This is a genomic window from Streptococcus sp. CF10-1 (assembly GCF_024295825.1).
GTDB lineage: Bacteria > Bacillota > Bacilli > Lactobacillales > Streptococcaceae > Streptococcus.
The window spans coordinates 238,845-264,744 of sequence record NZ_JANCPQ010000002.1 but is presented as its reverse complement, the minus strand read 5'-3'; the positions used below and the strand labels follow the sequence as shown (position 1 = coordinate 264,744).

Here is a 25,900-nt window from a genome sequence, read left to right as displayed (position 1 = left end):
CTACATAAAAAATGATAAAATAGTTATGTACTGTTAAGGAGAGAATCATGCCCGCAAGAAAATTAGAAGCTTATGAGTTTGAACAAACTCCCGAATCGAATCAAACTCCGCTTTATCAAGACTATACACTGGAAGCTCCTGTTAGCTCCAATTTAAAAGAGATTTTATTTTTTGTAAATATTGCTTGTTTTTGTATTTTTATGGTGTTTTTTAGTTTTATCTTTTTAGCCTTAAAATTGAACACGGCTTTATCATTTGTTGCTGCTATGGGGGCAAGTTTGGTACTCCTCCAACTCCAACGAAAGATCATTAAACGAAAAATTTCAAAATAAAGGTTGGTAGTGGTACTAACCTCTTTTCTAGTTATCAAAAAAGACAGTTTTAAAACTGTCTTTTTATTTATTCTTACGTTTGGGAGGAGATTGAATAGCAATCTTAACTTCAAAAATTGTTCCTCTAGGCTTGTTATCTTTAACGGTAATCGTTCCTCGTAAGGCATCTACGATCTGCTTGGCCAAAGATAGTCCCAGACCAAAACCGCCTTTCTGACGGGTTCTCGCCTTGTCTACACGATAAAAGCGGTCAAAGATTTTCTTCTTATCGGCAGCTGAGATCCCAATTCCGTTATCCGTTACGGATAGATAGAGGTGGCGGTCCGTAGCATGGACCACAAACTCAATTTTTCCATCTTCTTCAGTATACTTGATAGCATTATCAAACAAGATAGTCATGAGCTGTTTTAGGAGCAACTGATCGGTCATGAAGGGACGATAAATCCGATTTTCATATTCAAAAACACGATCATTTTCAGAAGCAATCAACTCATAGTTAGCAAAGGTTATTTTAAAGAATTGTGGAGAAACTTCTGCTATTTCAGGTTTGATTCCATCATCTCGACGTGCAAGATTGAGAAGATTGGTCGTGAGGAAACGCATGTTGCGAACTTCTTCAAGACTAGAAGCAATGCTTTCGCTGGATTCCATAATCGTCGCTTCTGGTTTTCGAAAGAGAGTCTCTAAACGATTTTGTAAAACAGCCAAAGGCGTTCTCAGTTCGTGACTCGCATTTTCTACAAAGGACTTCTGCTTTTGCATACTTTCCAGTAAAGGTTTGACACTGACACGTGCCAGGTAAACACTGGCAATTAAAGACAGAAGCCAGAAACTAGCCATGACTACAACAATTAAATGCTCGTGGTTTTGGCTGATTTGCTCAAGCTGGCTAGTATTGATTAAAACCGCCGCATATTTGACATTACTTGAAACAGTGGATGAATTGGTTTCCATCAAGATCATCCGGTAGGTTTCTTCCTGACCGTAGCTATTGACAACTTGAATTTGCCGAATGTGATTCAACTCTTTCTTGTACAGCTTGATCTTGTCCAAACCTAAAAAGCGATTGCCCAGTAAGAGTTGGTTAAAATCCTTATCAAAGAGCAAGACTTCCGTATTGGAGCTGACATTGGGTTTGATTTCAGCCTTGCTGGCATCCGCTGTTGCTGGTTGAATATCTTTGACTTCTTCAGTTGCCCGATTAAGTGCTAATTGGATAACAGCTTGAGGGCTAGTGCTAAGGGCTTGTAGTTTTTCATCTACAGAAGTGTAGAGACTCGAGTGCATGACCTGGAGGATAATCAAGGTCATAGCAGAGAAAATCAGAGTGAACACTCCAAAGTTTCGAATGAAATAGCTGAAATCATCCGCATACCATGTTTTTTTTAGTTTATTGAACATCTTTTAAAATATACCCGACACTACGCAAGGTTTGAAGATTTTCAGCAAAGGCTGTTCCCTTCAGTTTCTTACGAACTTTTGAAACATAGACTTCTACAACGGAAATAGTCGTATCACTATCAAATCCCCATAGACGGTCAAAAATCTGTGTCTTGGGAAGAATGACATTTTGATTTTGAAGGAAGTAAACCAATAACTCAAACTCTTTTCCGAGTAGTTCCACAGGAGTATCTTCCACCTTCACTTCATTCGTTGAAAGGTTGACGACAACATCCCCATAGGTCAAGGTATTTTCGTTAAACTTGCCTGAACGCTTGAGAAGGGCTTGAATCCGCATTTTGAGTTCTTCTAGGTAGAAAGGTTTGGTGAGGTAGTCATCCGCTCCCAACTCAAAACCATGTCCCTTATCATCCAAACTTTCCTTAGCAGTCATGATAAGGACTGGTGTCGTGATTCCTTTTTCGCGCAACTCTTTCAAGACCTGGAAACCATTTTTTTCAGGTAACATCAGGTCAAGCAAAATCAAGTCATAGACGCCACTTTCAGCTTCATAGAGACCTTCTTCTCCATCAAAGACCTGCATGACATCTGCAAAATCATCTAAAAAGTCAAATACTGAGTTTGACAGGCCTAGGTCATCTTCCACTAGTAAAATCTTAATCATCTTGTTCTCCTCCTGCTATAAGATACTAATCAGCTTCATCTAAGGTTATTATAAAATAAAGAATTTTTGTATCATTTTTTGGATCTTAGTATAATTCTTTAATTATTATATCATGGCTTTAACAAATGGATTAAGATTTTGTAGTGTTTTCTTCATTATTTTGGTTAGAATTGCTATCCTTGGCCTTTGTACTTCCATCTGCATTGGCTGGTTTCTTCTTAGAATTGCTACCGCCTTCTTGATTATTATTTCCTTGCGGCGGCTGTCCACCGTGACTTTGCATATTATTGCCATCTTGATTATCTTGCTAGGTTTTCGATGTTTGAACGGTCGACTGCTGATTTGTTGATTTTTGAGTCAAAGAACCGAATATATAACCACCAAGCAAGCCGACCACTAAAGAACCACTTGCTACTACTGATAGCCTCCACTTGGTGCTTTTTTCTACAACAATCATTTTCTCTTTATTCATTCTATATTTTTCTTTCTGCTTTAAGTTTCTGTGAAAAAATGAAGAAGCTCTACTTCATAAATTCACCACATCCTTTCTTTAGGCTACATACATCTTAATTATTTTTTCTTAAAGAATACTAAAAGATGAGAAAATTCTTAGAAAAATAATAGAAAATTTATCCAAAATATTTTTTTAAAATACGACCGTATCGTCTCAGTAAAAGATAATCCGCTATTGCTGGGGATAGAAGGTTTAATGTTGTAAAAATCTTTGTACCTTGTCCCATCAAAATCACTCTTTTACGAGATTTTATACCTTTAAGTAAAGCTTGGGTTACTTGATTTGTACTTGATATAGAGATCCCCATTTCTCTCCAAACTGGATGATAAGGCTTTTCTGATGGTGTGTCTGCTGCATTGGGGCAAAAATAAGTTATATACATCTTTTTCTGCTCCTGTATTAATTCTCGGTTCATTGATTCGATAAAAGAAAAAAGTCCGGCGCGGCTCGCCACATCTACACTATAATAGGGGAAGGCCAGCCTACCATCTGCAAAACCTCCTGAATGCACAATGGTTGCTCCTTTTTGATTTTTTAACAAAGGTAAAAAATGTTTGCTGACAAGGATAGCCCCTATTAGGTTAATCGTCATAGTTTGATTGATCTCCTCCTCAGAGTGAGATAATAAAGATTTTCGTACATCAAATCCCGTTGCATTAATAACAATATCTATATTATCCGACCACTTTTGAACTTCAGACACTGCAACTTTAATAGAAGTTTCATTCGTTATATCTACTGAGCAAATCGGAATCTTGGAAGCAATATTCTCAGAAAAACTGGCTAATTTATTCATATTGCGACCTAAAAGAAATAAATGAGCACCTGCTTGAAAAAAAGCTTGTGTATAGGCTTGTCCCAAATTTCCACTGGCACCAATAATAACGACTCTTTTATTTTTAAAATAATTGTCACCCATAACATACTACCTCATTAGTGAACCTTTTGTGATAGGTTTAATATAACAAGCCCCACAATAACTAAAGCAATTCCCAAGAGACTTGCGAACGTTACTTTTTCATGAAAAAGCAAAATAGATAGCACAGTTGTTCCAACCAAACCAACACCAGACCAAATAGCATAGACTAGATTTAGTTGTATGCCTTTCAAAGACAAAGATAGAAAGAAAAAACACAAGCCATACAAAACTAAAGCAAGAATCCCAAAAAGCATTTTCGAAAAACCTTGCGACAGTTTTAACAGACTTGTGGCAGCTATTTCAGATACAATAGCAAGAGTTAAATAAACGTAAGACATCATTGTCCTCCTAGAATCAATAGAATTGAAAAGCTAGTCGGAAAACAATTGATTTAGCGATGAGTGGAAGCGAAGCAGGTCCAAAGTGTACAAGCATTAGCTAAAATCATAGACTTGATCTTTGAATTCTTGTAAACAGGAATCTTTTTTCGTCCACATAACTCATCTAAAGAGATCTGATAAAAATCAGCTAAGCGAATCAAACTATGACTATCTATAATTGTTTTATCATTTTCCCAATTTGAGATAGTTTGACGAGTCGTCCCCAGATATTCTGCTATTTGATTCTGACTGTAGCCATTTTGTTCTCTAAATAATTTTAATTGTTTTCCTAACATCTGCATTTCCTCTTTATATTATTCTTTTCTTCACGAATTGGCTAGACGAAATTCTTTAACATCCTATACAATTCTAGGTAAAATTTCTTTGACATTGCTATTATAACACGATTTTCAGGATGGACACTTTATACTGACTTCCAAAAAACAGCAGATTGCAAGATCCGCTGTTTTTTATCTATTACTTATTTGCTTTCAAAACCTTTTCTACTGCTGCTTTTTCACGCTTAATCAAATCAACACGTGCTGCGATATCCTTGATCCCCATGCGAATGTTACGGCTAAGAACAAGGTCAGAGAGTTGTGGTTCAAAGAATTCCTTGTACTCTGCCAAGCGTTGCTCAGTCTTAAATACATGGGCAGGTAGGATAACAAAGCTATCAAAGCTCATATCCCCACCAAGAGCTGCCTTGATCCAATCCCAGTTTTCACGCGCCCATACCCAAACAGTTTCTTGGGTTGTTTGATGATCTAGGAACTGGTAATACCAAGCAGACAAGTCTTGTGGTTTCACAACAAACTTATTCTTCCATGAACCAATCAAGGTTTGGATATTGTCAGCATCTGTACTGTAGGCAAGAGCTCCTGCCAACTGACGTTTGAAAACAGCATCTGTGGCATGAGTGTAGAGGTCCAGATAAGTTGCGACCAAGTCTTTGGTCTCATGGTGTTTCATCTCATTGATGAGAACTTGAGCACGGATTGCTGCTGGAAGTCCTGCAAGATTATCCTTGTGAGCTGCAAAGATTTGGCTAGCGACTTGACTAGCTTCTGCATCATTTGACCGAATCATCATGGAAATGGTCAACTGACGAACCAATTCGTCTTCATCTGATTCACCATCTTTAGCTTCAAAACCAAGACGGTCATAGTTATGACGAGCCAATTTAGCAACCAGACTGTTAAATGCTTTCTCAGTTTCTGTTCCTTCATCAATAAAGCGCTCAAGGGCAGAAATCACTTGAGAAACAGCTGAAACCACCAGATAAGACTCTTCCTTAGCAAGTTTATCAAGGACTGGAAGCAAGTCTGCATAAGAAATGTACCCTGCTTCAGCCAACAAACGACGTTCTTGAACGATTTGCAGTTTGCTTGTGTTATCAAGTATCTCTAACTCAGCAAGAACAGCTTCTAACAAGTCTCCTTGATAGTCGGTAATGTAGTGGGCAGTATTTTCCGTGTTGAGGCGAAGAGCTCCTTCATTTTCAGCAAGAAGAGCGGCATAGCCAGGGATTTCGATACTTTCAGTTTCGAGTGTATCTGGCAAACCTTTCCAGTTGCTGTTAAGTGGCACCACCCAGAAACGGTTCTTGTCTTCGTGCTCACCGATAAAGAATTGTTTTTGTGAAATCTTCAAGACATCATTTTCAACTTTGACAGTGAGAACTGGATAACCAGGTTGCTCCAACCAAGAATCCATGAAAGCTGCAACATCTCGTCCTGATGCCTGACCAAGGGCATTCCAAAGGTCACGACCAATGGTGTTGCTGTACTGGTGCTTTTCAAAGTAAGCATGCAAGCCTTTAGCGAAATCAGCATCACCGAGCCAACGGCGAAGCATATGCATGAGACGGCTTCCTTTGGCGTAGACAATAGCGCCATCAAAGAGCGTATTAATTTCATCTGGGTGTTTGACTTCGACATGGACAGACTGAACACCATCCGTCGCATCGCGTTTAAGCGCAGCTGGAACACCACCTGTTTGGAAGTCTTCAAAGATATTCCAACTTGGCTCGATGGCATCCACACAGACGTATTCCATCATGTTTGCAAAGCTTTCATTAAGCCAAAGGTCATCCCACCATTTCATAGTCACGAGGTTTCCAAACCATTGGTGAGCCAACTCATGTGCTACAACTAGGGCAACTTCTTGACGGCTAGCAAAGGTTGAGTTCTCATCCACAACTAAGTACACTTCACGGTAGGTCACAAGACCCCAGTTTTCCATAGCACCAGCTGAGAAGTCAGGAAGGGCGATGTGGAGCGATTGAGGGATTGGATACTTAACTCCATAGTAATCTTCGTAAAACTCGATTGAGCGAACGGCGATGTCCAGTGAGAAATCAAGGTTAGATAGAGGATGAGCTTTGGTTGAGTAGACACCTACGAGGGTACCATTCTTAGTTTTAGCAGTCACTCCTTGCAAATCACCTGCAACAAAGGCCAACAAGTAAGAAGACATGCGAGGTGTTGTATCAAACTTCCAGATGCCTGTTTCCTTACGGTTTTCCACATCAATTTCTGGCATGTTTGACAAGGCCACTTCACCTTCTGCTTGATCAAAACGAAGAGCGAGGTCAAAAGTTGCTTTGGCTTCAGGCTCATCCACACATGGGAAGGCTTCACGTGCAAAATGGCTCTCAAACTGAGTAGACAAGACTTCCTTCTTGACACCATCAACTGTGTAATAAGAAGGGTAAATCCCTGTCATATTATCCGTGATTTTTCCTGAAAAAGCGATAATCAATTCAACTTGACCAGCCTCAGCCAATTCGATATGAAGAGCTTCATTGTCATGATCAACTGTAAATGGACGAGCTTGACCCGCAACTTCTACAGAAGCGATTTCCAAGTCTTTTTGGTGAAGGGAAATACGGTCACTTTTCGCTTGACCAGTGATGGTCACCTTCCCAGAAAAGGTCTTGGTCTCACGACTCAAGTCTAAAAATAAATCATAATGTTCAGGAACAAATTGGGTAATAAAATGTTCAACTGCTTGCATAGTTTTCTCCTATTCTAAGTTTAAGAGTTTTACTCTTCTTCAAACAAACTTATTATATCATGTTTTGCTTAAGAAAAAAGGATTGGACGGTGATTTCCAAAACTTTCTTCCTTCTGCAGTCTACAGTGGGTAGACCTTGCGAAATTCTTCCAAAACAACCTTGCTGTCAGGCGTAAAAGTCAAGCTCGCTTCCTCCAGCCACTCCGTGAAACAGTCTTCATGAACCTGGCGCCAATAGGCTAGGGATTTATCACCTTCCCCTTCCTTGTAAGCATGGTCAGCAGAAACTTGATGAAAGGGCTGAACGGAAACCTTGGTAATTTCGACGATGCAGACAGCCTGATCTTGACTGTCTAAAATGACGTCAAAGGTACCTTCTCGTGGAAGAGGTTCGTCTTCTAGTGAGTAGAGGTCATAGGCTGAGGCTGTTGCTGTCTTTTCGCCTTTTAAAACCAAATCTGCCAAGAGATCTGCTTCCACTCCAAAAGCCCAGGCATCTATCTCATCTCCGATAGAGGGGTTAATTTGCTTATACGCATTCCACATTTCTTGAGGTGTCATGGGTTGCTCCTTTGTAATTTTTTACTTAATTCTTTTACACGTTTGAGGTGGTCTGGATGGTCAATCTCTAAATTAAAAATCTCTGGAATAGAACTGTAGTGGATAATGCATTTGATACCCATCTGATTCATTTTTTGTATGAAGGAAAAGTTCAGATAACCTGCTACAGCCAAGTCAATTTTTTTCATACTTGCTTTATCCTGCATATCTCTCAGCATATCTAACATTATTGGACTTTCCATATCATGCCATTGACTGTTTCTCACAGTCGCAAAAACAAAAGAAGTCAAATCATTCATTCCAACTATAATCTTTGAAATACCCGTTTCCAGTATCCTGTCCAAGTCAAAATAAGCTGACGGTAATTCAATCATTGTGCCGACTTTTCCAGTAAAACCATGCTGACGTAATACTCTAATAACTTGCTTTAACTGCTCAGCATCATTGACAAAAGGAAAGATAACAGACAGATTGGGATTTGTTTGATAAACTTCTGTAACGACATGTGCTTCAGCCTGAAATTCATCAGGACACGCCAGCAAGCGCCTAGTTCCTCTATAACCAAACAAGGGATGATTTTCATCAAAATGCTCTTTAGTCCCCTCTAAACAATTAGCTTCTGTATTTGTTAACTCTGAAAAACGATACCAAACCTCTTCGTCTGAGTACAAGGAGCAAATGGTATCTAGATAATCTTTTACAAATTGCTGGCAACTTGCTAATAGGATGTTTTGATTAAGCTCTCTCAACAAATATTCTCCACGAATCATACCGACGTGGTGCAATAACTGAGGATAAACTTTTTCAACAATTTGTTCTCCACTAAGGACAAGTTGGTTTCTCATCATTCACCTTCCAATTCATGTAAGAAGTCTTGTCCAGCTCTGGAAATCCTAATAATTCAGACTTGACCTTCAAGACTAATGGCGATGCATTTTCTTCTGTGATTTTCTGAAAATCCATCCAAATATATCCAAGTGAATCATTCGCACCATCAGAGACAGCTTCCGAAATCGTAACCTGAGGTTCCTTCTCGTTGACCTCAATATCATAAAATGCCATGATATGGTGAACCATAAAATTTTTTAACTCTTCCCTGACGAAAACATCGTAGATTCGAGGATTAGAGTAGCTTCTAACAGTATGTCCCGTCTCTTCCATAACTTCTCTAATCAGCGTTTCCGTCAATCCTTCCCCAAGTTGCTGACTACCACCGGGTAAATCATAACGATGTTGATAAGGGCCCCTCGTTTTTTCAATGCAGAGTAACTTCCCATTTTCAAAGCAAACAGCATAGACTCCAAAGTGTTTTTTGATTTCCATCTATCTCCTCCTACTTCAAAGACCAGCCACCATCTATTGTCAAGATTTGTCCCTGCATGGCGCCCGCCTTTCCACTTGCTAAGAAAAGACTAAGCTCTGCTACTTCCTCTGGCTCGATCCAGCGCTTGATTGGCGTTTCACTAGCCACCCAGTCAGCCAATCCACCTGGCTCAAAGTCGGCAGCAGTCATGGCTGTCTTGACAGCTCCTGGAGCAATCCCAAAGATCTGAATACCAGCCTCAGCATAGTCTAGAGCCAACTGCTTGGTAAATCCTGCCAAGGCGTGCTTAGACGACGTATAGGCGTGACCACCACCTCCTGCTAGATTTGATGCAATGGAACACATATTGATAATGATTCCTTTTTTATTTTCCAGCATTTGCGTCAAATAATAGCGAGTCAACTCAACAGGAGTCACGTAGTTGATTTCAAAAATCTCTTGAATTTCCTGCGCTGTTTGAACCAAAAGTGGTTTGTAATCATCCAAAACTCCTGCAGTATTGCACAAGACATCCACCTGAGGACACCAGTCAAAAATTGGTTCCAAGCCCAAGGTCAAATCTCTCTGTAAAAAGTGAAAATCACGCTCTAAGAGTGGATTTTCACCTTGGTCCACACCATAAACTTGATAGCCATTCTCTAAAAAGAGTCGGGCTTGAGCCAGACCAATCCCTGAACTCACTCCCGTAATCAATACTCGTCTAGTCATGGACTTCTACCCAATCCGTTGCCAAAACATCACAAGGTGTCGGGCTCCACATGGAAAAACCTTCCCCTTCTCCAGACACGTTGATGAGGAAATAAGGCGTCACTTCAAGTGCAACCCCGTTTTGCTCGATAGTGTCAAAGAGTTGGACATAGTTTTCAGCCCCTCCCCAACCAGTTCGTACATATTTTTTCTTGGCCTTTAACCCAGGCAGGATTTCTTCAAATGTCATGATGTTCTCCTTCAATTCTACATTCTTCATTTAATTATAACAAAAAACCGTTTTCCAACGGCTTTTTGACTGTGTATCTGCTAAATTCTCACTACCACTGCAATCCGGCTTCTCTAATTTCTTTCTTAGAAGCGAATTTACCATTTGGTCTGTGCCATCTTCCGTTTCTATCTCTAAAGTAACCACCTGAATTTGTTGATTGCGAGTTTGATTCCTGGCTTTCTTCTTGTTCTTGTGCGGCTTGACGAGCTTTTTCCTGTTCTTCTTCTTTTGCTTTCTTTTCAGTTACTTCTTTTTCTTCAGCCTCTTTCTTGGCTTTTTCCTCAGCTTCCTTCTTAGCCTTTTCTTCAGCTTCTTTTTTAGCTTTTTCTTCTTTGTTTTCAACTGTATTTTTAGCCGTACCATCCAAATAATTGATTTCCGCATTAGCTGAAACATTGTCTAAAATAACATGTGTCACTGAATACTGATCAACCTTTTCTTTACTACCACCCAATTTGATTTCCAAGAGTTTGCCATTTTCATCAATTCCCACATACTGCAATTCAATTTGTCTCGGAATCAATTCATCTTTCTGATAGATTGGGGTCACCTTGTAATCAAGATAGTAGTTCGGGTGATTGGCCAACCAGGAGTCCAATCGATTTTCATAGTAAAGCATGCTACTTTGGTTTTGGTCATCTGTTCCAGAATAATTTCCAGCATTGAGCCAGTTAGTCATAGGAACCAAGTTTTTCTTTTCATCGTTTAATCCACTAAACTGGTACCCAATCAAATGACCACGATTCATCAACCAAGCCTTTTTAGAGCCATCTCCATAATAAAAATTATAGTTGTGCCAACCAACTGGGTTATAACTTATCTTAGGCTCTCTCTTCTCTGTTGGTTCATCACTGTCCTTAAGTTGAATATGAGCACCCGTTGCGCGTGATTTAGAATCCAATTCCCCAAGTTCTAGTTGTTTCTCATTTTTAAAAGGCAAGAGTCCAGCTTCTTTAAACAACTTTTCATCGAACTTGATTTGCTTCTGTTCAATTTTTTCTTCTGGGACCTTTGATTCCGCCTTATGTCCAGAACAAGCAACTAGTGTTGTGATTGAAAGCAAGGCAATTGAGAAGGATAGTAGCTTTTTCATAAAAGTCTCCTCTTTATATAGTAATTAGATTAATATCTCCTATTACATTTTACTATCATTTTGTTAATTGTTCAAGAATAAAGAGACTGTTATTATACTATTTCTCCTCCAATGTTTAAAACAAAAACGATAACCACTTCTCAGTAGTTACCGTTGATTTCTTTTGATTAGTCTTTCCCACCAAGTTTGCTGTTGATGGTCATCATGATGCTGGCTATCTTCTCACCCCAGTACGGATCGGAAGCATAGCGAACATTCATTCCGGTTGCCTTGTTTCCAAGGTGGTCTCTACCATAGTCAATGTAATTTTCACGAATCCACTTGGCCGCTCCAAGAATTCCTTTGTCCACATTATCAAAGCTCTTGGCTGAGAGATATGGGCTAGTATCATAAGCAGCAATACCAAAGAAGTTGTTCTTATCTCTGGCAATTTGACTACGTCCCCACGCACTTTCAAGAGCGCTATGTGCCATCAAGTAAAGGGCATTGACACCGTAGCGTTCCTCAGCTTCTTTGAAAGTCGCTCCTTTACCTGCTAGAGGACTATCCTGCAAGTTCATCATCGAATACAGTTTATCCAATTCAGCTGCACTATAATTACTTGGTTCTCTCAAGTTTTTATAGAGGAAAGGATTTTTAATGGTAAAGCCATCAAAATGCTCTCCATCAGTTGAGTAGTACTTCTTACCAATAACCATAGCAGAGGTGTGTGGAGCTACTTTGATACTCGTATATGGAGAGAGTTCATGGTAGAGGAATTTCCCATCACTAGTATAATGAGGGATAAACTCGCTACCTTCATCTACTGCAGTCAAATCACTTTGATTCATATAGCCAGACAAGCCAGAAATCGAAACTGCAAGTCGGCCGCCTTTTCGCGTCGAGCTATCCAGTGAAACAATGCTTCCTTGGTTAATGTAACTCAAGATTTCTCCAGATGCACTATAGACATAGGCAGTGATTGGTTTAACTTTGTAATATTTGGTTTTATCCGCAACATGCCATCTACCAGAAGCATCCAAGGTATGACCATCCACAGTTTCATTTTTTGCCATATAACCGCCTGATTTAAGGTAGTACCATGATTGGTCGGATGAATCGTAGATTAATTCTTTCTCAGCCATCTTTCCATTTGACTTGAGGTAGAACCAATTGTTCTTGTACCATACCCACTCACTCGCAGCCATATAACCACCAGATTTGAGATAGTAGTAACCATTATCCCAGAGCCATTCTTTATTGGCATAATTTCCATCAGAGTTGATATAGAACCAAGAGTTATAATTCTTGTCAAAGAGCCACCCTTTGCCAGCTTTTGCTCCACTACTTGTCACATAACTGCGGTCAATCCAAGTTTCTGTAGAGAGGTAGCCGCCTGATTTGAAATGGTAATCCTTGCCTTTGATGGTTTGCCAACCTTTTTCAGCATAGGTTCCGTCAGCTTTCAAGTAAAACCAAGAGTTATAATTCTTGTCAAAGAGCCATTCCGATTTCAATTTAGCTCCACTCTTCGCAACATAGAAGCGGTCAATCCAGCGCTCGGTAGAAAGATAGCCGCCTGATTTGAAATGGTAATCTTTTTCTTTAATCGTTTCCCAGCCTTTTTCGGCATAAGTTCCGTCAGCTTTCAAGTAAAACCAAGCATCATAATTCTTATCAAAGAGCCATTCCGATTTCAATTTAGCTCCACTCTTCGAAACATAAAAGCGGTCAATCCAACGTTCAGTAGAAAGATAACCGCCTGATTTAAAATGGTAGTCCTTCCCATCTATAGTTAACCAGCCATTTTCAGCATAGGTACCATTTTGTTGAAGGTAGAACCAGCTGCTATAGTTGTCATCATAAATCCAGGCTTGTTTAACCTTATTACCATTTTCTGATATATAATTCTTACCAAGCCAAGCATTTTTCAGCATTTTACCTTGTGAATTGATGTAGTATTGGTTCTCCCCTTGAGTGATCCACTCATCTTTGGCCATTTTCCCGTCTTCTTTAAGGTAATATTTTTCCTGACCTTGTTGAATCCATTCGTTTTGCGCTTTCTGACCATCAGACTTGAGATAATACCAGGATTCTTGTTCCTGATTAAATACCCACTGTTCCTTGGCTTTAGTACCACTTTCAGTCACATAGTACTGGCCAACCCACGTTTTTGTGGCTAATTTTCCGGTCTCGTTAAAATAGTAATCCTTACCACCAACAGTCAACCAGCCGTTCTCAGCACGATTTCCATCAGCTGTTAAATAAAACCAGGCCTGTTGCGTTTGGTCATAGATCCATTGGTTGGTTGCTGGTTTCCTGTCTGCTTTGAGGTAGGTCTTTCCTTTCCAAGCCCCTTCATCTGCTTTAGCTGTTTCTAGTACAGTAAAAAAACACCCCAATAAGCCAGCACTTACTAGGGCCACTTTCCATCGTTTCATTTAAATGCTCCAATAACGTTTTCTAAACCCTATTGTAACATAGTTAACCAACGGAAATATTACAAATTGATGAAGATTCTATTTCTTGTTGACGATAAGGAGGACCTAGCTTATCTCAGATTGGCTTTGACTTCCTGACGGAGATTTTCTAGACTGCTAATGCCGTATTTATCCATGACTTTTGGTAAATTTTCAATAATATCAGGACAGGCATAAGGATTGGTAAAGTTAGCTGTTCCAACTCCGATGGCAGAGGCACCAGCCAGATACATTTCTAAAGCAGCTTCTGCCGAATCTACTCCTCCCATTCCAATGATGGGCAGGTCTGTTGTTTGGGCGACTTGACGGATGAGTTTGAGCGCTACTGGAAAGACTGCTGGACCAGACATTCCACCTGTTCCATTGGCTAGGATTGGCTTTCTGGTTTTGAGGTTAAAGCGCATACCGACTAGAGTATTGATCATGGTTAAGCCACTTGCTCCTGCATCCTCTGCTGCCTTTGCGACGGTGATGATATCCGTCACGCTAGGGGTTAACTTAACATAAACTGGCACATCAGAGGCTTCCACAGCTGCCTTTACCACTTCATAAGCTAGATCAGGATCTTGCCCAATCAGAAGGCCATGATTGCCGTGATCTACGTTGGGGCAGGAGATATTGAGCTCTATAGCTTTTACATTGGCTGCCTGGGAAATTCCCTGAGAAACGGCAGCGTACTCTTGTTTTGAAAAGCCAGCTACATTAGCGATGATAGGAAGTGTTGGATATTCTCTTTCCAACCAAGGCAGTTTTTCAGCTAAAACAGCTTCTAAACCAGGATTTTGCAAGCCTATTGCATTGAGCATACCAGCAGGTGTCTCAGCTACTCTGGGAGTTGGATTGCCAAAACGGGGTTCAAGTGTCGTCGCCTTGATCATAATGGAGCCTAAAAGGTCTAAATCATAGTACTTGGCATACTCCTGACCAAAACCAAAACAGCCTGATGCTGGTATAATGGGGTTTTTCAAGTCCAAGCCTGGTAGAGAAACTTGTAAACGTTTGTTAGTCATAACCCTCTCCTTATAATACAACTGTTCCTGTGCGGAAAACAGGGCCATCTTCACAGACTCGTTGGCTGACAGTTTCACTATCTGGGACTTTTAGGACACAGGCATAGCAAGCTCCCATCCCACAAGCCATACGAGATTCTAGAGATAGGTAGGCTCTTGGATGATCATAAAAGGTTTGATTGATGTACTTCATCATCCCAGGAGCACCACATGAGTAAACAGCATCAAATTGACTGCCTAAGTCATTGATAACAACAGAAACATTTCCCTTGATGCCATAAGAACCATCATCTGTCGTTACAAAGACCTGACCATATTGGGCCAATTCGGTTTCGAGAATAACAGCATCCTTAGTCGCAAAACCGAGGACTGTCACTACTGTCACCCCACGCGCATGCAATTCCTTAGCCACCTCAAGCAAGGGCGGAACTCCAATCCCCCCACCAACGAGGAGAACTTGGCTCTGATCGTCTAAATCAGACAAGTCAAAACCATTTCCCTGAGGCCCCATCACATCAAGAGTATCTCCCTGACTTAAAGTTGAAAAAATAGCTGTCCCAGCCCCCTCAATCCGATAAATGAGGTGACACTGCTTGTTTGCCTTGTCAATAGACGAAATTGAAATAGGACGGCGCAAGAGATGGGCATCATCAGGTACGCGCAGATGGAGAAATTGACCAGCTCGCATGGTTTCAACCATCTCCCCTTCTAGGACTAATTCAAAGATTGCTGGCGCGATTTCCTCCTGAGAAACCACCTTCATGGTTTCCAAACGAATGGCACCCAAACGCTTCTTACATGTGGGATTCATGACTTTTCCTCCTTAAATTTAAGGGGATCAGATAAAAGAAAAGACCTTGCAATAGCAAGGTCTCAGTCAAGATAGGACAAAACTCATGCGCACACTTAAAAAGTCTCCACAGAGAGTCCCCTATCCCTTTTATCTGACACCTTGTGAGTCTCTCTGGACTCCCCTTAAAGGTTAAATTTTTACCAGTATACTCTTTCAGCTAAAAAAAGTCAAGTAGAAAACGAACATTCTACTTGAATTCACGAGATTATTTTTCACGAATGACTTCGACCTTGTAGCCATCAGGGTCTTTGACAAAGTAATAGTTAGGTGCAGTTCCTGGTAGACCATTTGGCTCAGTCACTTCATAGCCTTTTGCACTGTGCTCTTGATGAAGAGCCTCAAGATCAGGTGTACTGAGGGCGATATGGGCAAATCCATCTCCAACCACATAAGGACCATGATCGTAGTTATAAGTCAACTCCAACTCATAGTCGTCACCCTCAAGACCTAGATAGACAATCGTGAAGGCATGGTCTGGAAAATCTCTGCGACGCAATTCTTTAAAACCAAAAGCATCTTGATAAAATGCGATTGATTTTTCAAGGTTTTCTACTCGCAAGCAAGTGTGTAGCATTTTTGAAGCCATATGTTCTCCTTTATTTTTAAAAAGACTGGGACAATCCTGTTCCAGTCTTATCAATTATTATTTACCAAGTTTTGCTTTAGCTGCATCTGCAAGAGCTGTGAAAGCTGCTGCATCGTTAACAGCCAAGTCAGCAAGCATTTTACGGTTAACTTCGATCTCAGCCAATTTCAAACCATGCATCAATTGTGAGTATGAAAGTCCGTTCAAACGAGCTGCCGCATTGATACGAGTGATCCACAATTTACGGAAGTCACGTTTTTTCTGACGACGGTCACGGTATGCATAGTAGTAAGAGTTCATTACTTGTTCTTTTGCAGTACGGAACAAGATGTGTTTAGCTCCATAGTAACCTTTTGCTAATTTAAGAATACGTTTACGACGTTTGCGTGATACAACGCCACCTTTAACACGTGCCATTTATATTTCCTCCAAATATTTCCTAGAATTGTTTACTTACTGTCAGGCTCTTATTTCAAGCGAGTAAGCATTGCTTTGATACGTTTGAAATCTCCTGAATGCACCATAGATGCTTTACGAAGATGACGACGTTGTTTCTTAGTTTTTCCGTGGAAACGGTGAGAAGTGTAAGCACGGAAACGTTTAAGTCCACCAGAACCTGTACGTTTGAAACGTTTAGCTGATGCGCGGTGTGTTTTTTGTTTTGGCATGATTTTTTCTCCTTTATTTAACTTTCTGACAATTATTTTTTGTCAGTTGCTGGCGCCAACTGCATGAACATTTGGCGTCCATCCATCTTAGCTCGTTGTTCGATGATCGCAATATCTTGTGTTGCTTCAGCAAACTCGGCTAAAACTTTTGCACCAATCTCTTTATGGGTAATCATACGACCCTTAAAGCGAATAGATACCTTAACTTTATTTCCCTTCTCAAGGAACTTGCGTGCATTGCGAAGTTTTGTGTCAAAGTCACCCTTGTCAATAGTTGGACTCAAACGAACTTCTTTCACAGTAACAACACTTTGTTTTTTACGTTGTTCTTTTTGCTTTTTCTGGTACTCAAATTTGAACTTACCGTAGTCCATAATTTTAGCAACAGGTGGTTTTGCTTGGGGTTGAATCAATACTAAGTCAACATTTGCACTATCAGCCAATGCTTGCGCTTCGCTGAGTGGCTTGATGCCTAGCTGTTCTCCCTCAAGACCGATCAAGCGAACTTCACGTACACGAATTTCATCATTGATGAATAAGTCTTGCTTTGCTATGGTTTTCACCTCTTTTTTATTATTAGAGAAAAACAATAGCAGGCTCGTAATAATACAAGCCCGCACGTTATGATAGCGTTTCTTAGAAACTTTTCATCCGTAGGGCCAGGCAACTTGATGTCACAAGGCGAGAAGCTCTCACTTCTGCTTTTCTCAACTTTTATATGATACCAAGTTTTCTATTCCTTGTCAAGATAAAAAGTCAATTTTTTAAAAACTTTGTCTATTTTATCGAACCGTTTCAATTCTCCAACTATTCCATCCTTTAAAGCGGATAGCCCCTTGCTGGTCAGTTCGGTAAATCTTACTCTTGATACTTTCCAGTCGTGTCAAGGTTTCCTGATGGGGGAGTTTCGCACGATTGTTTTTTCCAACTGAAATGAGAGTAATCTCTGGTTTGAGTTTTTCGAGGAAAACTGGATTTGATGAGGTTTTAGCACCATGTTGGCCTGCTTTCAAGACATCCACCTCTAGGTCAGGATATTGCTTCAGCAAATCCTTCTCTCTTTTTTCCTCCAAATTTCCTGTGAAGAGAAAGTGCTTATCTAAGAGTTTTCCATAAAGAACCAGAGAATCATCACGATCCCTATCTCCAATCTGCCTTAGAGATAGGACTTCTAACTGACTCCCAAAAATCGAAAAATTATCCCCCTCTGTCACACTGCGCACCTCGGTTTGGCTTGCTTCTAATTCTGCCACAAAATCCTTCTGTGTCAAACTTCGTTTTGATACTAAAATCTCCCCGACATGGAAAGCCTTTGTTACTTCTAGCAAATCGCCAATATGCTCCTTATCTGTATTTGTCAAAATCAGCTGGTCAATCTTGTCTACTCCTCGACTTTTAAGATAGGGAATCAAGGTTCTCTGGGCATTGCTGGTTGTCGCCTTTTCTTGCCAAGCCTCGATTTTCTTACTAGCTTCTACCTTACCACCAACATCTATGAGAATGGTTTTCCCAGTTACATCCCGTAGGAAAATACTCTCCCCTTGCCCCACATCCAGCATGGTAATTTCATTTTCAAGTGGATGCTTGGTCAGGAAAAAGAGCCCCACAATAAAAAGACTGACTCCTGCTAGTCTTTTGATGTTTTTCCTCATGTCATAGACCAAGGCTAATGAAACTAACAGTAGAATCAAAAGCCATGCGTTGGGTTGACCAAAGACCAGAGGCCTGCTTGCCAGCTGCGATACCAAGCGAATGACGCCCTCTAACCACTCAAAGACAAAGTTAAACTGAGTGACTGGGTAAACAAAAGACAGAATGAATAAGATGGACAAAAGTGGCAAGAAGACCACATCAAACAGAAAGGAAAAGACAAAGGTCAAAAGGATAGACCAAGGCTGAAATTCTGCAAAATAGAAGGATAGAATAGGCAATATTCCTAAGGAAATGACCAGACTTTCTCTAGCAACAGCCTTGAGTCCCTCCCCTTCTTTGCTGGTCATGGTCAAGATAAAAGCATAAGCGCAGGACAAGACTCCTCCTGCAGTTAGGAAAAAGTTAGGCATGATGATAAAGAGGACAAGGACCGTTAGGGCAAAATTATCCAAACCCTTAACACCATGTTGGGCCAGTAACTTTTGCAAGAGACTACGAACAACTGAGGCTGAAAATCCTGTCAGCCCTGCATAGACCAGAGAGAATGGATAAGCCAACCATTTCCACTTTTCTTGAGTTAAGCCCAGACGCAATAAAAGTTTCTTAAAACCATCCATAAAAAAGCCCACCTGCATACCCGACAAGGCAAAGAGATGGATAATACCAAGACTGGAATAGAGCTCATTCATCTCCTCAAAATCAGTATCTAGATGTCCGAAAAGAAGACCTGTCATATAGTTGCGCATAGGGTCTGGAAAGTGAGCCTTGATCCAAACTACAGCCTTTCGACGTAAGCTGGACAGATTTTCTCCTATATCCCAACTGCTAACTTTTTTGAGGAACTGGATTCTTTTGATAGTCAAAGTTTGGTAAATTCCGTGAGTCTTCAGATAGGCTTGGTAGTCAAAGCCACCAAAATTTCTCTGACCTTCTGGCTCGGAAAGTTTTCCTTCTAGTTCAATCTCATGAAGGTCTGTCAAGGCTTGAAAGTGCTCTTTCTCTTTCTCGGACTGGAGTTTATAGTAAATTTGGAAGGTACGGCCGTCAGCCTTGCCCCGAAAGGACAAACTATCTCCATTGACTTTGATAGTATCTGGTAAAATCCGTACCCTCTCAACAGAATCCATTAGGTTTTGACTTGCTTGTGTCTGTTGCCAAGTTTGAAACAGAAACCAAGATCCAAAAACTCCACAAATCGCTAGAACTTTTCCAGCAGATTTCCAAGGAAATTGAAAAAAGAGACAGACAAGCAAAAAAACAAAACCTAGCAGTGCGAGATAGGACACTCCAAAAATGGCATAGTAAAGCCAGAGTAACAGAAAACTCAGATAGATTAGGGGAATTGGGAAATTCTTAATCCACTGTAACATAGTCTTTTAACTTTTCTATCGTTTTGGCACCAATGCCAGAGACTTTCTTTAATTCATCTACCGACTTGAATTTGCCATTTGCCTCACGATGGTCGATAATATCCTGAGCTCGTTTTCCTCCCAAGCCTTTGACCTGCTTTAGTTCTTCCAGACTAGCTTTATTGAGGTTGACCTTCTTTTCTTTACTTGTCGAAGGAGTCGTTCCAGAGGCAGCCTGCTGGCTAGCTGCTTCTTCTCCCTTAGTTGGAACATAGACAAGAGCCTCGTCACTGACTTTCTGAGCGAGATTGAGCGATTTACTATCTGCTTCCTCTGTCAATCCACCAGCTTTCTGAACGGCATCATGAACCCGACTCCCTACTGGCAAATCATAAATCCCTGGCGATTTAACAGCCCCCTTAACATCTACTGTGATTAGATCTTGTTCAGGAGATTCTTCCTTTTCTTCCTTCTTGATTTCCTTTTCAGATGATGAATCCTTTGAAACAGCTGCAACTTCAGCCTGCAAGTTTGTTTCTTTCACAGATGTTTGTGAAGTTGGCTTTAGTAGGAAAAATCCGCCCAAGGCCAAACCCAAACCAGCACAAATGACAATGATTTTATACTCTTTGATTTTCTCGATAATTGCTTCCATATTTTCTCCTCTCTTAAGTTATTCGTAAGTGAAAGAAAAAAACAGCTGAAAAATCTTTTCAACTGCTTATTTATTTGCAAAATAGTCTTCCTTAGTCAAGACATAATGAACCCTTGTGATCATTCGACCTGGTTCTTTATTATCCATTCTGGCATAGGGTTCTTCGTGGGAAAAACGCATACCTGATTTCTCCATGACCTTTCCTGATGCGGGATTGTCTTTATCGTGAAGAGCTGTCAACTTGTTCATTCCAATCTGCTCAAAAGCCAGTTCAATCACGGCACGATTAGCTTCTGTCGTCAATCCTTGATTCCAATACTTTTTATTGATAATGTAGCCAATGGCTGCCTTCTTAAGAACAGTATCGATCTTGTGCAAGTCAATGGTACCAATAAACTGACCATTGCTTTTTAGTTCGATTCCCCACCGTCCCAAGGGACTAGCCAAGTAAAACTGAGCGATGTTGTTCTTGGTTTCTTCTAAACTTTGATTTGTTGGAAAAGTGTAGCGTGTATTTTCTCTGTCAGAGGCATACTCAAACATAGCTTCTGCATCGTCCAAGGTTACAGGTCGGAGCAATAAACGCTCCGTTTCTATAGATGGATACTGGGCAAATTTCACAAATATTGATTCCATACTTTTCCCTCCATTAGAGCTTGATTCTCACTAGTCTAGCATAAATAAATTTGGATGACAAGTTTTTCTTGATTTTTGAAGCGGTTTCATATACAATAAAACCATCACATTTTTGATTTATGAACTGGAATGTGACAACTAAAACAATCCCGTCAATTGAAAGGTAGGTTATCTCTATGTTAATCGGAATCCCAAAAGAAATTAAAAATAATGAAAACCGTGTTGCCCTCACTCCTGCTGGTGTCCACAGTTTAGTCAGTCGTGGACATCGTGTCCTCATCGAAACAAATGCTGGTCTCGGTTCAGGATTTACTGATGAAGACTATCAAAAGCAAGGAGCTGAGATTGTCGCTACTGCTGCTGAAGCCTGGGCAGCCGAATTAGTCGTGAAAGTAAAAGAACCACTAGCTTCTGAATACGGTTATTTGCGCGACGATCTTCTTCTCTTCACCTACTTGCACATGGCCGCTGCGCCAGAATTAGCAGAAGCTATGTTAGCAGCAAAAACAACAGGAATTGCCTATGAAACTGTTCGTGACAATCAAGGACAACTACCTCTCCTCGTTCCTATGAGTGAGGTTGCAGGTCGTATGGCTGTTCAAATCGGAGCCCACTTCCTTACTAAGCAAGCTGGTGGTTCTGGTGTCCTACTAGGTGGTGTACCAGGTGTTCCAAAAGGAAAAGTAACCATCATCGGTGGTGGTGTCGTCGGTACACATGCTGCCCGCATCGCCCTTGGGCTTGGTGCTCAAGTGACTATTTTAGATATCAGCGCGAAGCGTCTCTCGGTTCTAGAAGAAGTCTTTGGAAACCAAATTCAAACTCTTATGTCTAATTCATTCAACATCGAAGCAAGTGTGAGAGATGCTGATGTTGTAATTGGAGCGGTGCTCATACCTGGTGCCAAAGCACCGAAATTGGTGACAGATGAGATGGTCAAACAAATGCGTCCAGGCTCTGTCATCGTTGACGTAGCTGTTGACCAAGGTGGCGTTATCGAGACAGCTGACCGTGTGACAACGCACGATGAGCCTGTTTATGAAAAACACGGTGTTCTCCACTATGCCGTTGCCAATATCCCTGGTGCGGTTGCTCGCACTTCAACCATCGCCTTAACCAATGTCACTCTTCCTTATATCGAAGCATTGGCTGGCAAAGGATTCGCACAAGCAATTGCTGAAGATGAGGGCTTGCGTCAAGGTGTGACCACTTATCAAGGTTACTTGACCAGTCTCCCAGTTGCTCAAGGTCTCGATAAAGATCATACGTCTATCGACGAACTTGTTTAAAGCTAGACACTCATTAAAAAAGAGCAGTTCACATCTGAACTGCTCTTTTTGCTATTCTGTTTCTTCCTTCTTTTCTTCAACCTTAACTGGAGCTGGTTCATAAGCTCGGATAATCTGAGCGACAACTGGATGACGAACCACATCCTTAGCTGAAAAATGAACAAAGTCGATTTGGTGAATATTCTTGAGCTTTTCTTGGGCATCAATCAAACCGGACTTGACATTACGCGGCAGGTCAATCTGACTGATATCTCCATTGACAATCATCTTAGAATTAAAGCCTAAACGAGTCAGGAACATCTTCATCTGCATGATGGTCGTATTTTGTGCTTCATCGAGAATGACAAAGGCATCATCCAAGGTCCGACCACGCATGTAGGCAAGGGGAGCGATTTCGATAATTTCACGCTCCATGAGACGGGTCGTTTGATCTTTTCCGAGAATTTGGTACAAAGCATCGTAAACAGGTCGAAGGTAAGGATCGACCTTCTCCTTAAGATCACCCGGAAGAAATCCTAGACTCTCACCTGCTTCCACTGCTGGTCGAGTCAGAATAATTCGCTTGACTTGCCCACGTTTAAGGGCAGTCACTGCCAAGGTCACCGCAAGAAAGGTCTTCCCTGTCCCAGCAGGCCCGATTCCAAAGGTCACATCATGCTGTTTGACACTGTCCACATAAAGCTTTTGACCTAAGGTTTTGACACGGATCGGTTTCCCAGTATTGTCTTTGATAATTTCTTCTTCGTAAAGGGCGACAAACTTGTCAATTTCATCGTTTTTGACCATGCTAATCGCAGTCACCACATCTGGTGTGCCGACTGTCATCCCTCGATTCACCAAAACCATCAATGCTTGGATAACCTGACGAGCTTCCTCACAGGCAGTCTCTTCTCCCAAAACCTGGACAATCTCCGTACGAGCATGAATCACCACATCGAGCTCTTCTTCCATCAAACGAAGATGGCGCTCGTTGGATCCAAAAAGATGAAACAAGTCATCTGGATGACTCAGTTGAATGTCTATTGAATGTTCCTTCAAATAAAGAACCTCTCTAATCCATTTATTTCTTTTTATTATAGCAAAGAGAACAATAAAATACTAGCCTTATCTTATTGTCTCTAGTGTTCTAAGTATTCCATCAAAATCTCCTAGGTTAAAAGAGAAACTGGCATGCTCCTCCAAAAAGCGACTCACCTCATCAAAGTCATCCGTGTGTTTTGGGAAGGCTGACTCCTCAAAAGCGAGGTCTGCCAAGATGGCTTTGGGACTGTTACTTTTAGGATTGCGCTCAGTCATGAGCCAAGTGTAAAATGATTTTCTCATAAGCCTCCCTAAATCAACTCTGTACCAAACTGGTCTTGCTTGATTTTGCCAGCCTTCATCAAGCCGCCGAGTGCTTTCTTGAACTGACCTTTAGAGATACCAAAGGTTGCCTTGATATCCTCAGGAGACGACTTATCATTCAAGGTCATGAAACCGCCATTGCTTTCCAAGTAGGTCAAAATCATCTGAGCATCATTTTCCAACATTTCAAAGGAACGTGGTTTGAGGGATAGGTTCAAGGTACGATCCACTTCACGGAAACCGATGACACGCGCATCTAAGACTTGCCCCAAACGTGGCTCTGCATAGCGCTCGCTAGGATGGATAAAACCAAGCATGTTATTCTCTGGCAGGTAGACAAAGGTTCCTGACAGCTTGAGACGGTAAACAATGGCTGGCCAGTTTTGGTTCTGCATGTTGTTATAGGCAGGACGAGCCAGACGTTGGAAGTCTTCTTGATATGCCAAGAGTCCCCAGATTCGGTCTTTCTTGTCCACTTCAAGACGGATGTAAAGTTTATCACCCTTCTTAGGCCAGAGTTCCTTGAGCTCAGGGAGGATATCGAGTGACACAACGATTTCCTTATCAGGTAGACCGGTATCGACAAAAACACCCAAGTCCTTACGAACTTCTGTTACGGTTCCCCAGCCAAATTGATCCTTAGTGGCAGTCACTTCTAAAGTGGTCAATCGGAGTTTCTGCTTCATATCCGTATAGGCAAAACCTTTGACCGTATCCCCTACCGAATGTTGACCTTCTTCCTTGGCAAGTGCATAGGTTTGACCATCCTTTTGCACAAAGTAAAAACGGTCATTTTCATCGATGATCAGTCCAACGATAAAACTTGCAAGATTTGTATTCATATTTCCTTCTTTCGAATAAAACTCAGCCAGCAATGCCAACTGAGTTTTTCTGTTTATTTTTAGACTTCCAAGAGTTCTTTTTCTTTGTTGGCAGTCATGTCGTCGATGTGTTTCACAGCATCGTCTGTTACTTTTTGAATATCTTTTTCAAGAGTCTTCAATTCGTCTTCAGTGATTTCTTTTGCTTTTTCTTGTTTTTTAGCTTCGTCCATAGCGTCGCGACGGATATTGCGGACAGCCACTTTAGCATTCTCACCGACCTTCTTCACTTCTTTGGCAAGGTCACGACGAGTTTCTTCTGTAAGAGCTGGGATAACCAAGCGGATCACAGAACCGTCATTAGCTGGTGTGATACCAAGGTCAGAAGCGTTCAAGGCACGTTCGATGTCTTTCAAAGAAGACTTGTCAAATGGTGTCACTAACAAGACACGCGCTTCTGGAATGGTAATTGAAGCGATTTGGTTAAGAGGAGTTTCGACTCCATAGTATTCTACGTGGATACGGTCTAGCAAGCTCGCGTTAGCACGACCTGCACGGATTCCACCAAATTCACGTGCAAGAGATTGGTGAGACTGGGTCATTCTTTCTTTAGCTTTTTCTACAATTGCGTTTGCCATAATGTTTCCTATTCCTTTTCTTCGATATTATTTGAAACTGTTGTTCCGATATTTTCACCAAATACGACACGTTTGATGTTGCCTGGTTGGTTCATGTTGAAGACAACCAAGTCGATGTCGTTATCCATTGAGAGGGTTGAGGCTGTTGAGTCCATGATACGAAGACCTTTATTGATAACATCACGGTGGGTCAATTCTTCAAACTTAACAGCTGTCTTGTCTTTCTTAGGATCGGCATTGTAAACACCATCAACACCGTTTTTAGCCATAAGAATGGCATCCGCTTCGATTTCAGCTGCACGAAGGGCTGCTGTTGTATCGGTTGAGAAGTAAGGTGAACCAATACCAGCACCAAAGATAACGATGCGGCCTTTTTCAAGGTGGCGAAGGGCACGTCCACGTACGTAAGGTTCTGCCACTTGTTGCATAGCAATGGCTGTTTGCACTCGCGTATCAACCCCAACTTGTTGCAATGAATCTGCCATCACAAGAGCATTCATCACGGTCCCAAGCATTCCAGTGTAATCTGCCTGAACGCGGTCCATTCCTGCTTCTGCAGCAGGTTCCCCACGCCAGAGATTTCCTCCACCAATAACAAGGGCAATTTCGATACCTAAACTATGAACTTCTTGAATCTCTTTTGCGATTGTTTGAACTGTTTGGATATCAATCCCTACACCACGTTCACCGGCAAGGGCTTCACCTGATAACTTGATTAAAATACGTTTATACTTGGGATTCGCCATTTTTACTC

The 25,900-nt window shown here is 41.2% G+C and carries 29 protein-coding genes, 1 pseudogene and 1 other annotated feature; of the genes and pseudogenes, 2 read left to right on the top strand and 28 right to left on the bottom strand.

What is annotated here, in order from left to right; all coding sequences use genetic code 11:
• Positions 1-47 precede the first annotated feature (47 nt).
• Entirely contained in the window at positions 48-332 is a 285-nt protein-coding gene (locus NMM25_RS03725) for a DUF3270 domain-containing protein (protein ID WP_254725227.1), read from the top strand.
• A 63-nt stretch (positions 333-395) separates the two neighbouring features.
• On the opposite strand, the gene NMM25_RS03720 is transcribed toward NMM25_RS03725, so the two are convergent.
• The 23 genes and pseudogenes from NMM25_RS03720 to NMM25_RS03610 all read right to left on the bottom strand — a co-directional run bounded on the left by NMM25_RS03720 (position 396) and on the right by NMM25_RS03610 (position 21,054).
• On the bottom strand, positions 396-1,733 hold the full coding sequence (locus NMM25_RS03720; protein WP_254725226.1) for a cell wall metabolism sensor histidine kinase WalK: 1,338 nt from the start codon (positions 1,731-1,733) through the stop codon (positions 396-398).
• On the bottom strand, positions 1,723-2,397 hold the full coding sequence (gene ciaR / locus NMM25_RS03715; protein WP_000590635.1) for a two-component system response regulator CiaR: 675 nt from the start codon (positions 2,395-2,397) through the stop codon (positions 1,723-1,725). Before ciaR ends, NMM25_RS03720 begins: the two co-directional genes overlap by 11 nt.
• A gap of 130 nt (positions 2,398-2,527) precedes the next feature.
• A pseudogene (locus NMM25_RS03710) lies at positions 2,528-2,869 on the bottom strand (hypothetical protein).
• 157 nt (positions 2,870-3,026) lie between these two features.
• A complete protein-coding gene (locus tag NMM25_RS03705; RefSeq protein ID WP_254735999.1) occupies positions 3,027-3,830 on the bottom strand; it encodes an SDR family oxidoreductase in 804 nt (267 codons plus the stop codon).
• A 14-nt stretch (positions 3,831-3,844) separates the two neighbouring features.
• A complete protein-coding gene (locus tag NMM25_RS03700; RefSeq protein ID WP_009013481.1) occupies positions 3,845-4,171 on the bottom strand; it encodes a multidrug efflux SMR transporter in 327 nt (108 codons plus the stop codon).
• 50 nt (positions 4,172-4,221) lie between these two features.
• Positions 4,222-4,506: a helix-turn-helix domain-containing protein gene (locus NMM25_RS03695; RefSeq protein WP_008283941.1), complete on the bottom strand. Its 285-nt coding sequence runs from the start codon at positions 4,504-4,506 to the stop codon at positions 4,222-4,224.
• A 181-nt stretch (positions 4,507-4,687) separates the two neighbouring features.
• Positions 4,688-7,228, bottom strand: coding sequence for a M1 family metallopeptidase (locus NMM25_RS03690; RefSeq protein WP_254735998.1), 2,541 nt, complete (start codon positions 7,226-7,228; stop codon positions 4,688-4,690).
• 120 nt (positions 7,229-7,348) lie between these two features.
• Entirely contained in the window at positions 7,349-7,789 is a 441-nt protein-coding gene (locus NMM25_RS03685) for an ASCH domain-containing protein (protein WP_254735997.1), read from the bottom strand.
• Complete coding sequence (locus NMM25_RS03680; protein ID WP_254736095.1) at positions 7,786-8,634, bottom strand: putative PEP-binding protein; 849 nt, start codon at positions 8,632-8,634, stop codon at positions 7,786-7,788. Before NMM25_RS03680 ends, NMM25_RS03685 begins: the two co-directional genes overlap by 4 nt.
• The gene (locus NMM25_RS03675) at positions 8,612-9,112 is read right to left on the bottom strand and encodes an NUDIX hydrolase (protein WP_000403333.1); all 501 of its coding nucleotides are present in this window, start codon (positions 9,110-9,112) and stop codon (positions 8,612-8,614) included. The genes NMM25_RS03680 and NMM25_RS03675 overlap by 23 nt, the downstream gene beginning before the upstream one ends.
• 10 nt (positions 9,113-9,122) lie before the next feature.
• Positions 9,123-9,821 carry a 3-oxoacyl-ACP reductase gene (locus tag NMM25_RS03670; RefSeq protein WP_000198461.1) on the bottom strand — a complete coding sequence of 233 codons (699 nt, stop codon included), beginning with the start codon at positions 9,819-9,821 and terminating at the stop codon, positions 9,123-9,125.
• Positions 9,814-10,050 (bottom strand): DUF2829 domain-containing protein, encoded by a 237-nt coding sequence (locus NMM25_RS03665; protein ID WP_000141913.1) that lies wholly within the window; start codon positions 10,048-10,050, stop codon positions 9,814-9,816. The genes NMM25_RS03670 and NMM25_RS03665 overlap by 8 nt, the downstream gene beginning before the upstream one ends.
• Positions 10,051-10,141: 91 nt before the next feature.
• The gene (locus tag NMM25_RS03660; RefSeq protein WP_000735443.1) at positions 10,142-11,185 is read right to left on the bottom strand and encodes a DNA/RNA non-specific endonuclease; all 1,044 of its coding nucleotides are present in this window, start codon (positions 11,183-11,185) and stop codon (positions 10,142-10,144) included.
• A 167-nt stretch (positions 11,186-11,352) separates the two neighbouring features.
• Positions 11,353-13,605, bottom strand: coding sequence for a glucosaminidase domain-containing protein (locus tag NMM25_RS03655; RefSeq protein ID WP_254735996.1), 2,253 nt, complete (start codon positions 13,603-13,605; stop codon positions 11,353-11,355).
• A gap of 110 nt (positions 13,606-13,715) precedes the next feature.
• Positions 13,716-14,702 (bottom strand): dihydroorotate dehydrogenase, encoded by a 987-nt coding sequence (locus NMM25_RS03650; protein ID WP_254735995.1) that lies wholly within the window; start codon positions 14,700-14,702, stop codon positions 13,716-13,718.
• Positions 14,665-15,465, bottom strand: a complete 801-nt coding sequence (locus NMM25_RS03645) for a dihydroorotate dehydrogenase electron transfer subunit (RefSeq protein WP_254735994.1) — start codon at positions 15,463-15,465, stop codon at positions 14,665-14,667. The genes NMM25_RS03650 and NMM25_RS03645 overlap by 38 nt, the downstream gene beginning before the upstream one ends.
• 247 nt (positions 15,466-15,712) lie before the next feature.
• On the bottom strand, positions 15,713-16,093 hold the full coding sequence (locus tag NMM25_RS03640; protein WP_000157153.1) for a VOC family protein: 381 nt from the start codon (positions 16,091-16,093) through the stop codon (positions 15,713-15,715).
• Positions 16,094-16,150: 57 nt separating this feature from the next.
• The gene (gene rplT / locus NMM25_RS03635; protein WP_000124830.1) at positions 16,151-16,510 is read right to left on the bottom strand and encodes a 50S ribosomal protein L20; all 360 of its coding nucleotides are present in this window, start codon (positions 16,508-16,510) and stop codon (positions 16,151-16,153) included.
• 50 nt (positions 16,511-16,560) lie between these two features.
• On the bottom strand, positions 16,561-16,761 hold the full coding sequence (gene rpmI, locus NMM25_RS03630) for a 50S ribosomal protein L35 (RefSeq protein ID WP_001125942.1): 201 nt from the start codon (positions 16,759-16,761) through the stop codon (positions 16,561-16,563).
• A gap of 32 nt (positions 16,762-16,793) precedes the next feature.
• The gene (gene infC / locus NMM25_RS03625) at positions 16,794-17,324 is read right to left on the bottom strand and encodes a translation initiation factor IF-3 (protein WP_000848184.1); all 531 of its coding nucleotides are present in this window, start codon (positions 17,322-17,324) and stop codon (positions 16,794-16,796) included.
• Between the two features lie 15 nt (positions 17,325-17,339).
• Positions 17,340-17,471 (bottom strand) — a sequence feature (ribosomal protein L20 leader region).
• 72 nt (positions 17,472-17,543) lie between these two features.
• Positions 17,544-19,784, bottom strand: a complete 2,241-nt coding sequence (locus tag NMM25_RS03620; protein WP_254735993.1) for a DNA internalization-related competence protein ComEC/Rec2 — start codon at positions 19,782-19,784, stop codon at positions 17,544-17,546.
• Positions 19,768-20,418 carry a helix-hairpin-helix domain-containing protein gene (locus NMM25_RS03615; RefSeq protein WP_180833127.1) on the bottom strand — a complete coding sequence of 217 codons (651 nt, stop codon included), beginning with the start codon at positions 20,416-20,418 and terminating at the stop codon, positions 19,768-19,770. Before NMM25_RS03615 ends, NMM25_RS03620 begins: the two co-directional genes overlap by 17 nt.
• A gap of 66 nt (positions 20,419-20,484) precedes the next feature.
• On the bottom strand, positions 20,485-21,054 hold the full coding sequence (locus tag NMM25_RS03610; protein ID WP_000443755.1) for a GNAT family N-acetyltransferase: 570 nt from the start codon (positions 21,052-21,054) through the stop codon (positions 20,485-20,487).
• 176 nt (positions 21,055-21,230) lie between these two features.
• Here NMM25_RS03610 and ald point away from each other — a divergent pair, with 176 nt between their 5' ends.
• Complete coding sequence (gene ald, locus NMM25_RS03605) at positions 21,231-22,343, top strand: alanine dehydrogenase (protein WP_254735992.1); 1,113 nt, start codon at positions 21,231-21,233, stop codon at positions 22,341-22,343.
• Positions 22,344-22,394: 51 nt separating this feature from the next.
• Here the strand turns inward: ald and NMM25_RS03600 are convergent, their stop codons facing one another.
• From NMM25_RS03600 to pyrH, 5 genes are all read right to left on the bottom strand, one after another.
• Entirely contained in the window at positions 22,395-23,381 is a 987-nt protein-coding gene (locus NMM25_RS03600) for a PhoH family protein (protein WP_084854010.1), read from the bottom strand.
• Between the two features lie 66 nt (positions 23,382-23,447).
• Positions 23,448-23,666: a YozE family protein gene (locus NMM25_RS03595; protein ID WP_254735991.1), complete on the bottom strand. Its 219-nt coding sequence runs from the start codon at positions 23,664-23,666 to the stop codon at positions 23,448-23,450.
• An 8-nt stretch (positions 23,667-23,674) separates the two neighbouring features.
• Positions 23,675-24,529, bottom strand: coding sequence for an RNA-binding virulence regulatory protein CvfB (cvfB, locus tag NMM25_RS03590; protein ID WP_254735990.1), 855 nt, complete (start codon positions 24,527-24,529; stop codon positions 23,675-23,677).
• Positions 24,530-24,588: 59 nt separating this feature from the next.
• Complete coding sequence (gene frr, locus NMM25_RS03585; protein ID WP_001262236.1) at positions 24,589-25,146, bottom strand: ribosome recycling factor; 558 nt, start codon at positions 25,144-25,146, stop codon at positions 24,589-24,591.
• 8 nt (positions 25,147-25,154) lie between these two features.
• Positions 25,155-25,892 (bottom strand): UMP kinase, encoded by a 738-nt coding sequence (gene pyrH / locus NMM25_RS03580; RefSeq protein ID WP_000002996.1) that lies wholly within the window; start codon positions 25,890-25,892, stop codon positions 25,155-25,157.
• Positions 25,893-25,900: the final 8 nt, after the last annotated feature.

Coding starts and splice junctions, on each gene's coding strand:
- NMM25_RS03695 (WP_008283941.1), bottom strand. CDS start 4,506: ATGTTAGGAAAACAATTAAAATTATTTAGAGAACAAAATGGCTACAGT.
- NMM25_RS03705 (WP_254735999.1), bottom strand. CDS start 3,830: ATGGGTGACAATTATTTTAAAAATAAAAGAGTCGTTATTATTGGTGCC.
- NMM25_RS03665 (WP_000141913.1), bottom strand. CDS start 10,050: ATGACATTTGAAGAAATCCTGCCTGGGTTAAAGGCCAAGAAAAAATAT.
- NMM25_RS03725 (WP_254725227.1), top strand. CDS start 48: ATGCCCGCAAGAAAATTAGAAGCTTATGAGTTTGAACAAACTCCCGAA.
- rplT (WP_000124830.1), bottom strand. CDS start 16,510: ATGGCACGTGTTAAAGGTGGCGTTGTATCACGCAAACGTCGTAAACGT.
- pyrH (WP_000002996.1), bottom strand. CDS start 25,892: ATGGCGAATCCCAAGTATAAACGTATTTTAATCAAGTTATCAGGTGAA.
- NMM25_RS03640 (WP_000157153.1), bottom strand. CDS start 16,093: ATGGCTTCAAAAATGCTACACACTTGCTTGCGAGTAGAAAACCTTGAA.
- NMM25_RS03595 (WP_254735991.1), bottom strand. CDS start 23,666: ATGAGAAAATCATTTTACACTTGGCTCATGACTGAGCGCAATCCTAAA.
- ald (WP_254735992.1), top strand. CDS start 21,231: ATGTTAATCGGAATCCCAAAAGAAATTAAAAATAATGAAAACCGTGTT.
- NMM25_RS03660 (WP_000735443.1), bottom strand. CDS start 11,185: ATGAAAAAGCTACTATCCTTCTCAATTGCCTTGCTTTCAATCACAACA.
- NMM25_RS03690 (WP_254735998.1), bottom strand. CDS start 7,228: ATGCAAGCAGTTGAACATTTTATTACCCAATTTGTTCCTGAACATTAT.
- frr (WP_001262236.1), bottom strand. CDS start 25,146: ATGGCAAACGCAATTGTAGAAAAAGCTAAAGAAAGAATGACCCAGTCT.
- NMM25_RS03685 (WP_254735997.1), bottom strand. CDS start 7,789: ATGACACCTCAAGAAATGTGGAATGCGTATAAGCAAATTAACCCCTCT.
- NMM25_RS03610 (WP_000443755.1), bottom strand. CDS start 21,054: ATGGAATCAATATTTGTGAAATTTGCCCAGTATCCATCTATAGAAACG.
- NMM25_RS03700 (WP_009013481.1), bottom strand. CDS start 4,171: ATGATGTCTTACGTTTATTTAACTCTTGCTATTGTATCTGAAATAGCT.
- NMM25_RS03650 (WP_254735995.1), bottom strand. CDS start 14,702: ATGGCCCTGTTTTCCGCACAGGAACAGTTGTATTATAAGGAGAGGGTT.
- NMM25_RS03720 (WP_254725226.1), bottom strand. CDS start 1,733: ATGTTCAATAAACTAAAAAAAACATGGTATGCGGATGATTTCAGCTAT.
- NMM25_RS03655 (WP_254735996.1), bottom strand. CDS start 13,605: ATGAAACGATGGAAAGTGGCCCTAGTAAGTGCTGGCTTATTGGGGTGT.
- cvfB (WP_254735990.1), bottom strand. CDS start 24,529: ATGAATACAAATCTTGCAAGTTTTATCGTTGGACTGATCATCGATGAA.
- NMM25_RS03620 (WP_254735993.1), bottom strand. CDS start 19,784: ATGTTACAGTGGATTAAGAATTTCCCAATTCCCCTAATCTATCTGAGT.
- rpmI (WP_001125942.1), bottom strand. CDS start 16,761: ATGCCAAAACAAAAAACACACCGCGCATCAGCTAAACGTTTCAAACGT.
- NMM25_RS03675 (WP_000403333.1), bottom strand. CDS start 9,112: ATGGAAATCAAAAAACACTTTGGAGTCTATGCTGTTTGCTTTGAAAAT.
- NMM25_RS03670 (WP_000198461.1), bottom strand. CDS start 9,821: ATGACTAGACGAGTATTGATTACGGGAGTGAGTTCAGGGATTGGTCTG.
- NMM25_RS03615 (WP_180833127.1), bottom strand. CDS start 20,418: ATGGAAGCAATTATCGAGAAAATCAAAGAGTATAAAATCATTGTCATT.
- ciaR (WP_000590635.1), bottom strand. CDS start 2,397: ATGATTAAGATTTTACTAGTGGAAGATGACCTAGGCCTGTCAAACTCA.
- NMM25_RS03680 (WP_254736095.1), bottom strand. CDS start 8,634: ATGAGAAACCAACTTGTCCTTAGTGGAGAACAAATTGTTGAAAAAGTT.
- NMM25_RS03645 (WP_254735994.1), bottom strand. CDS start 15,465: ATGAATCCCACATGTAAGAAGCGTTTGGGTGCCATTCGTTTGGAAACC.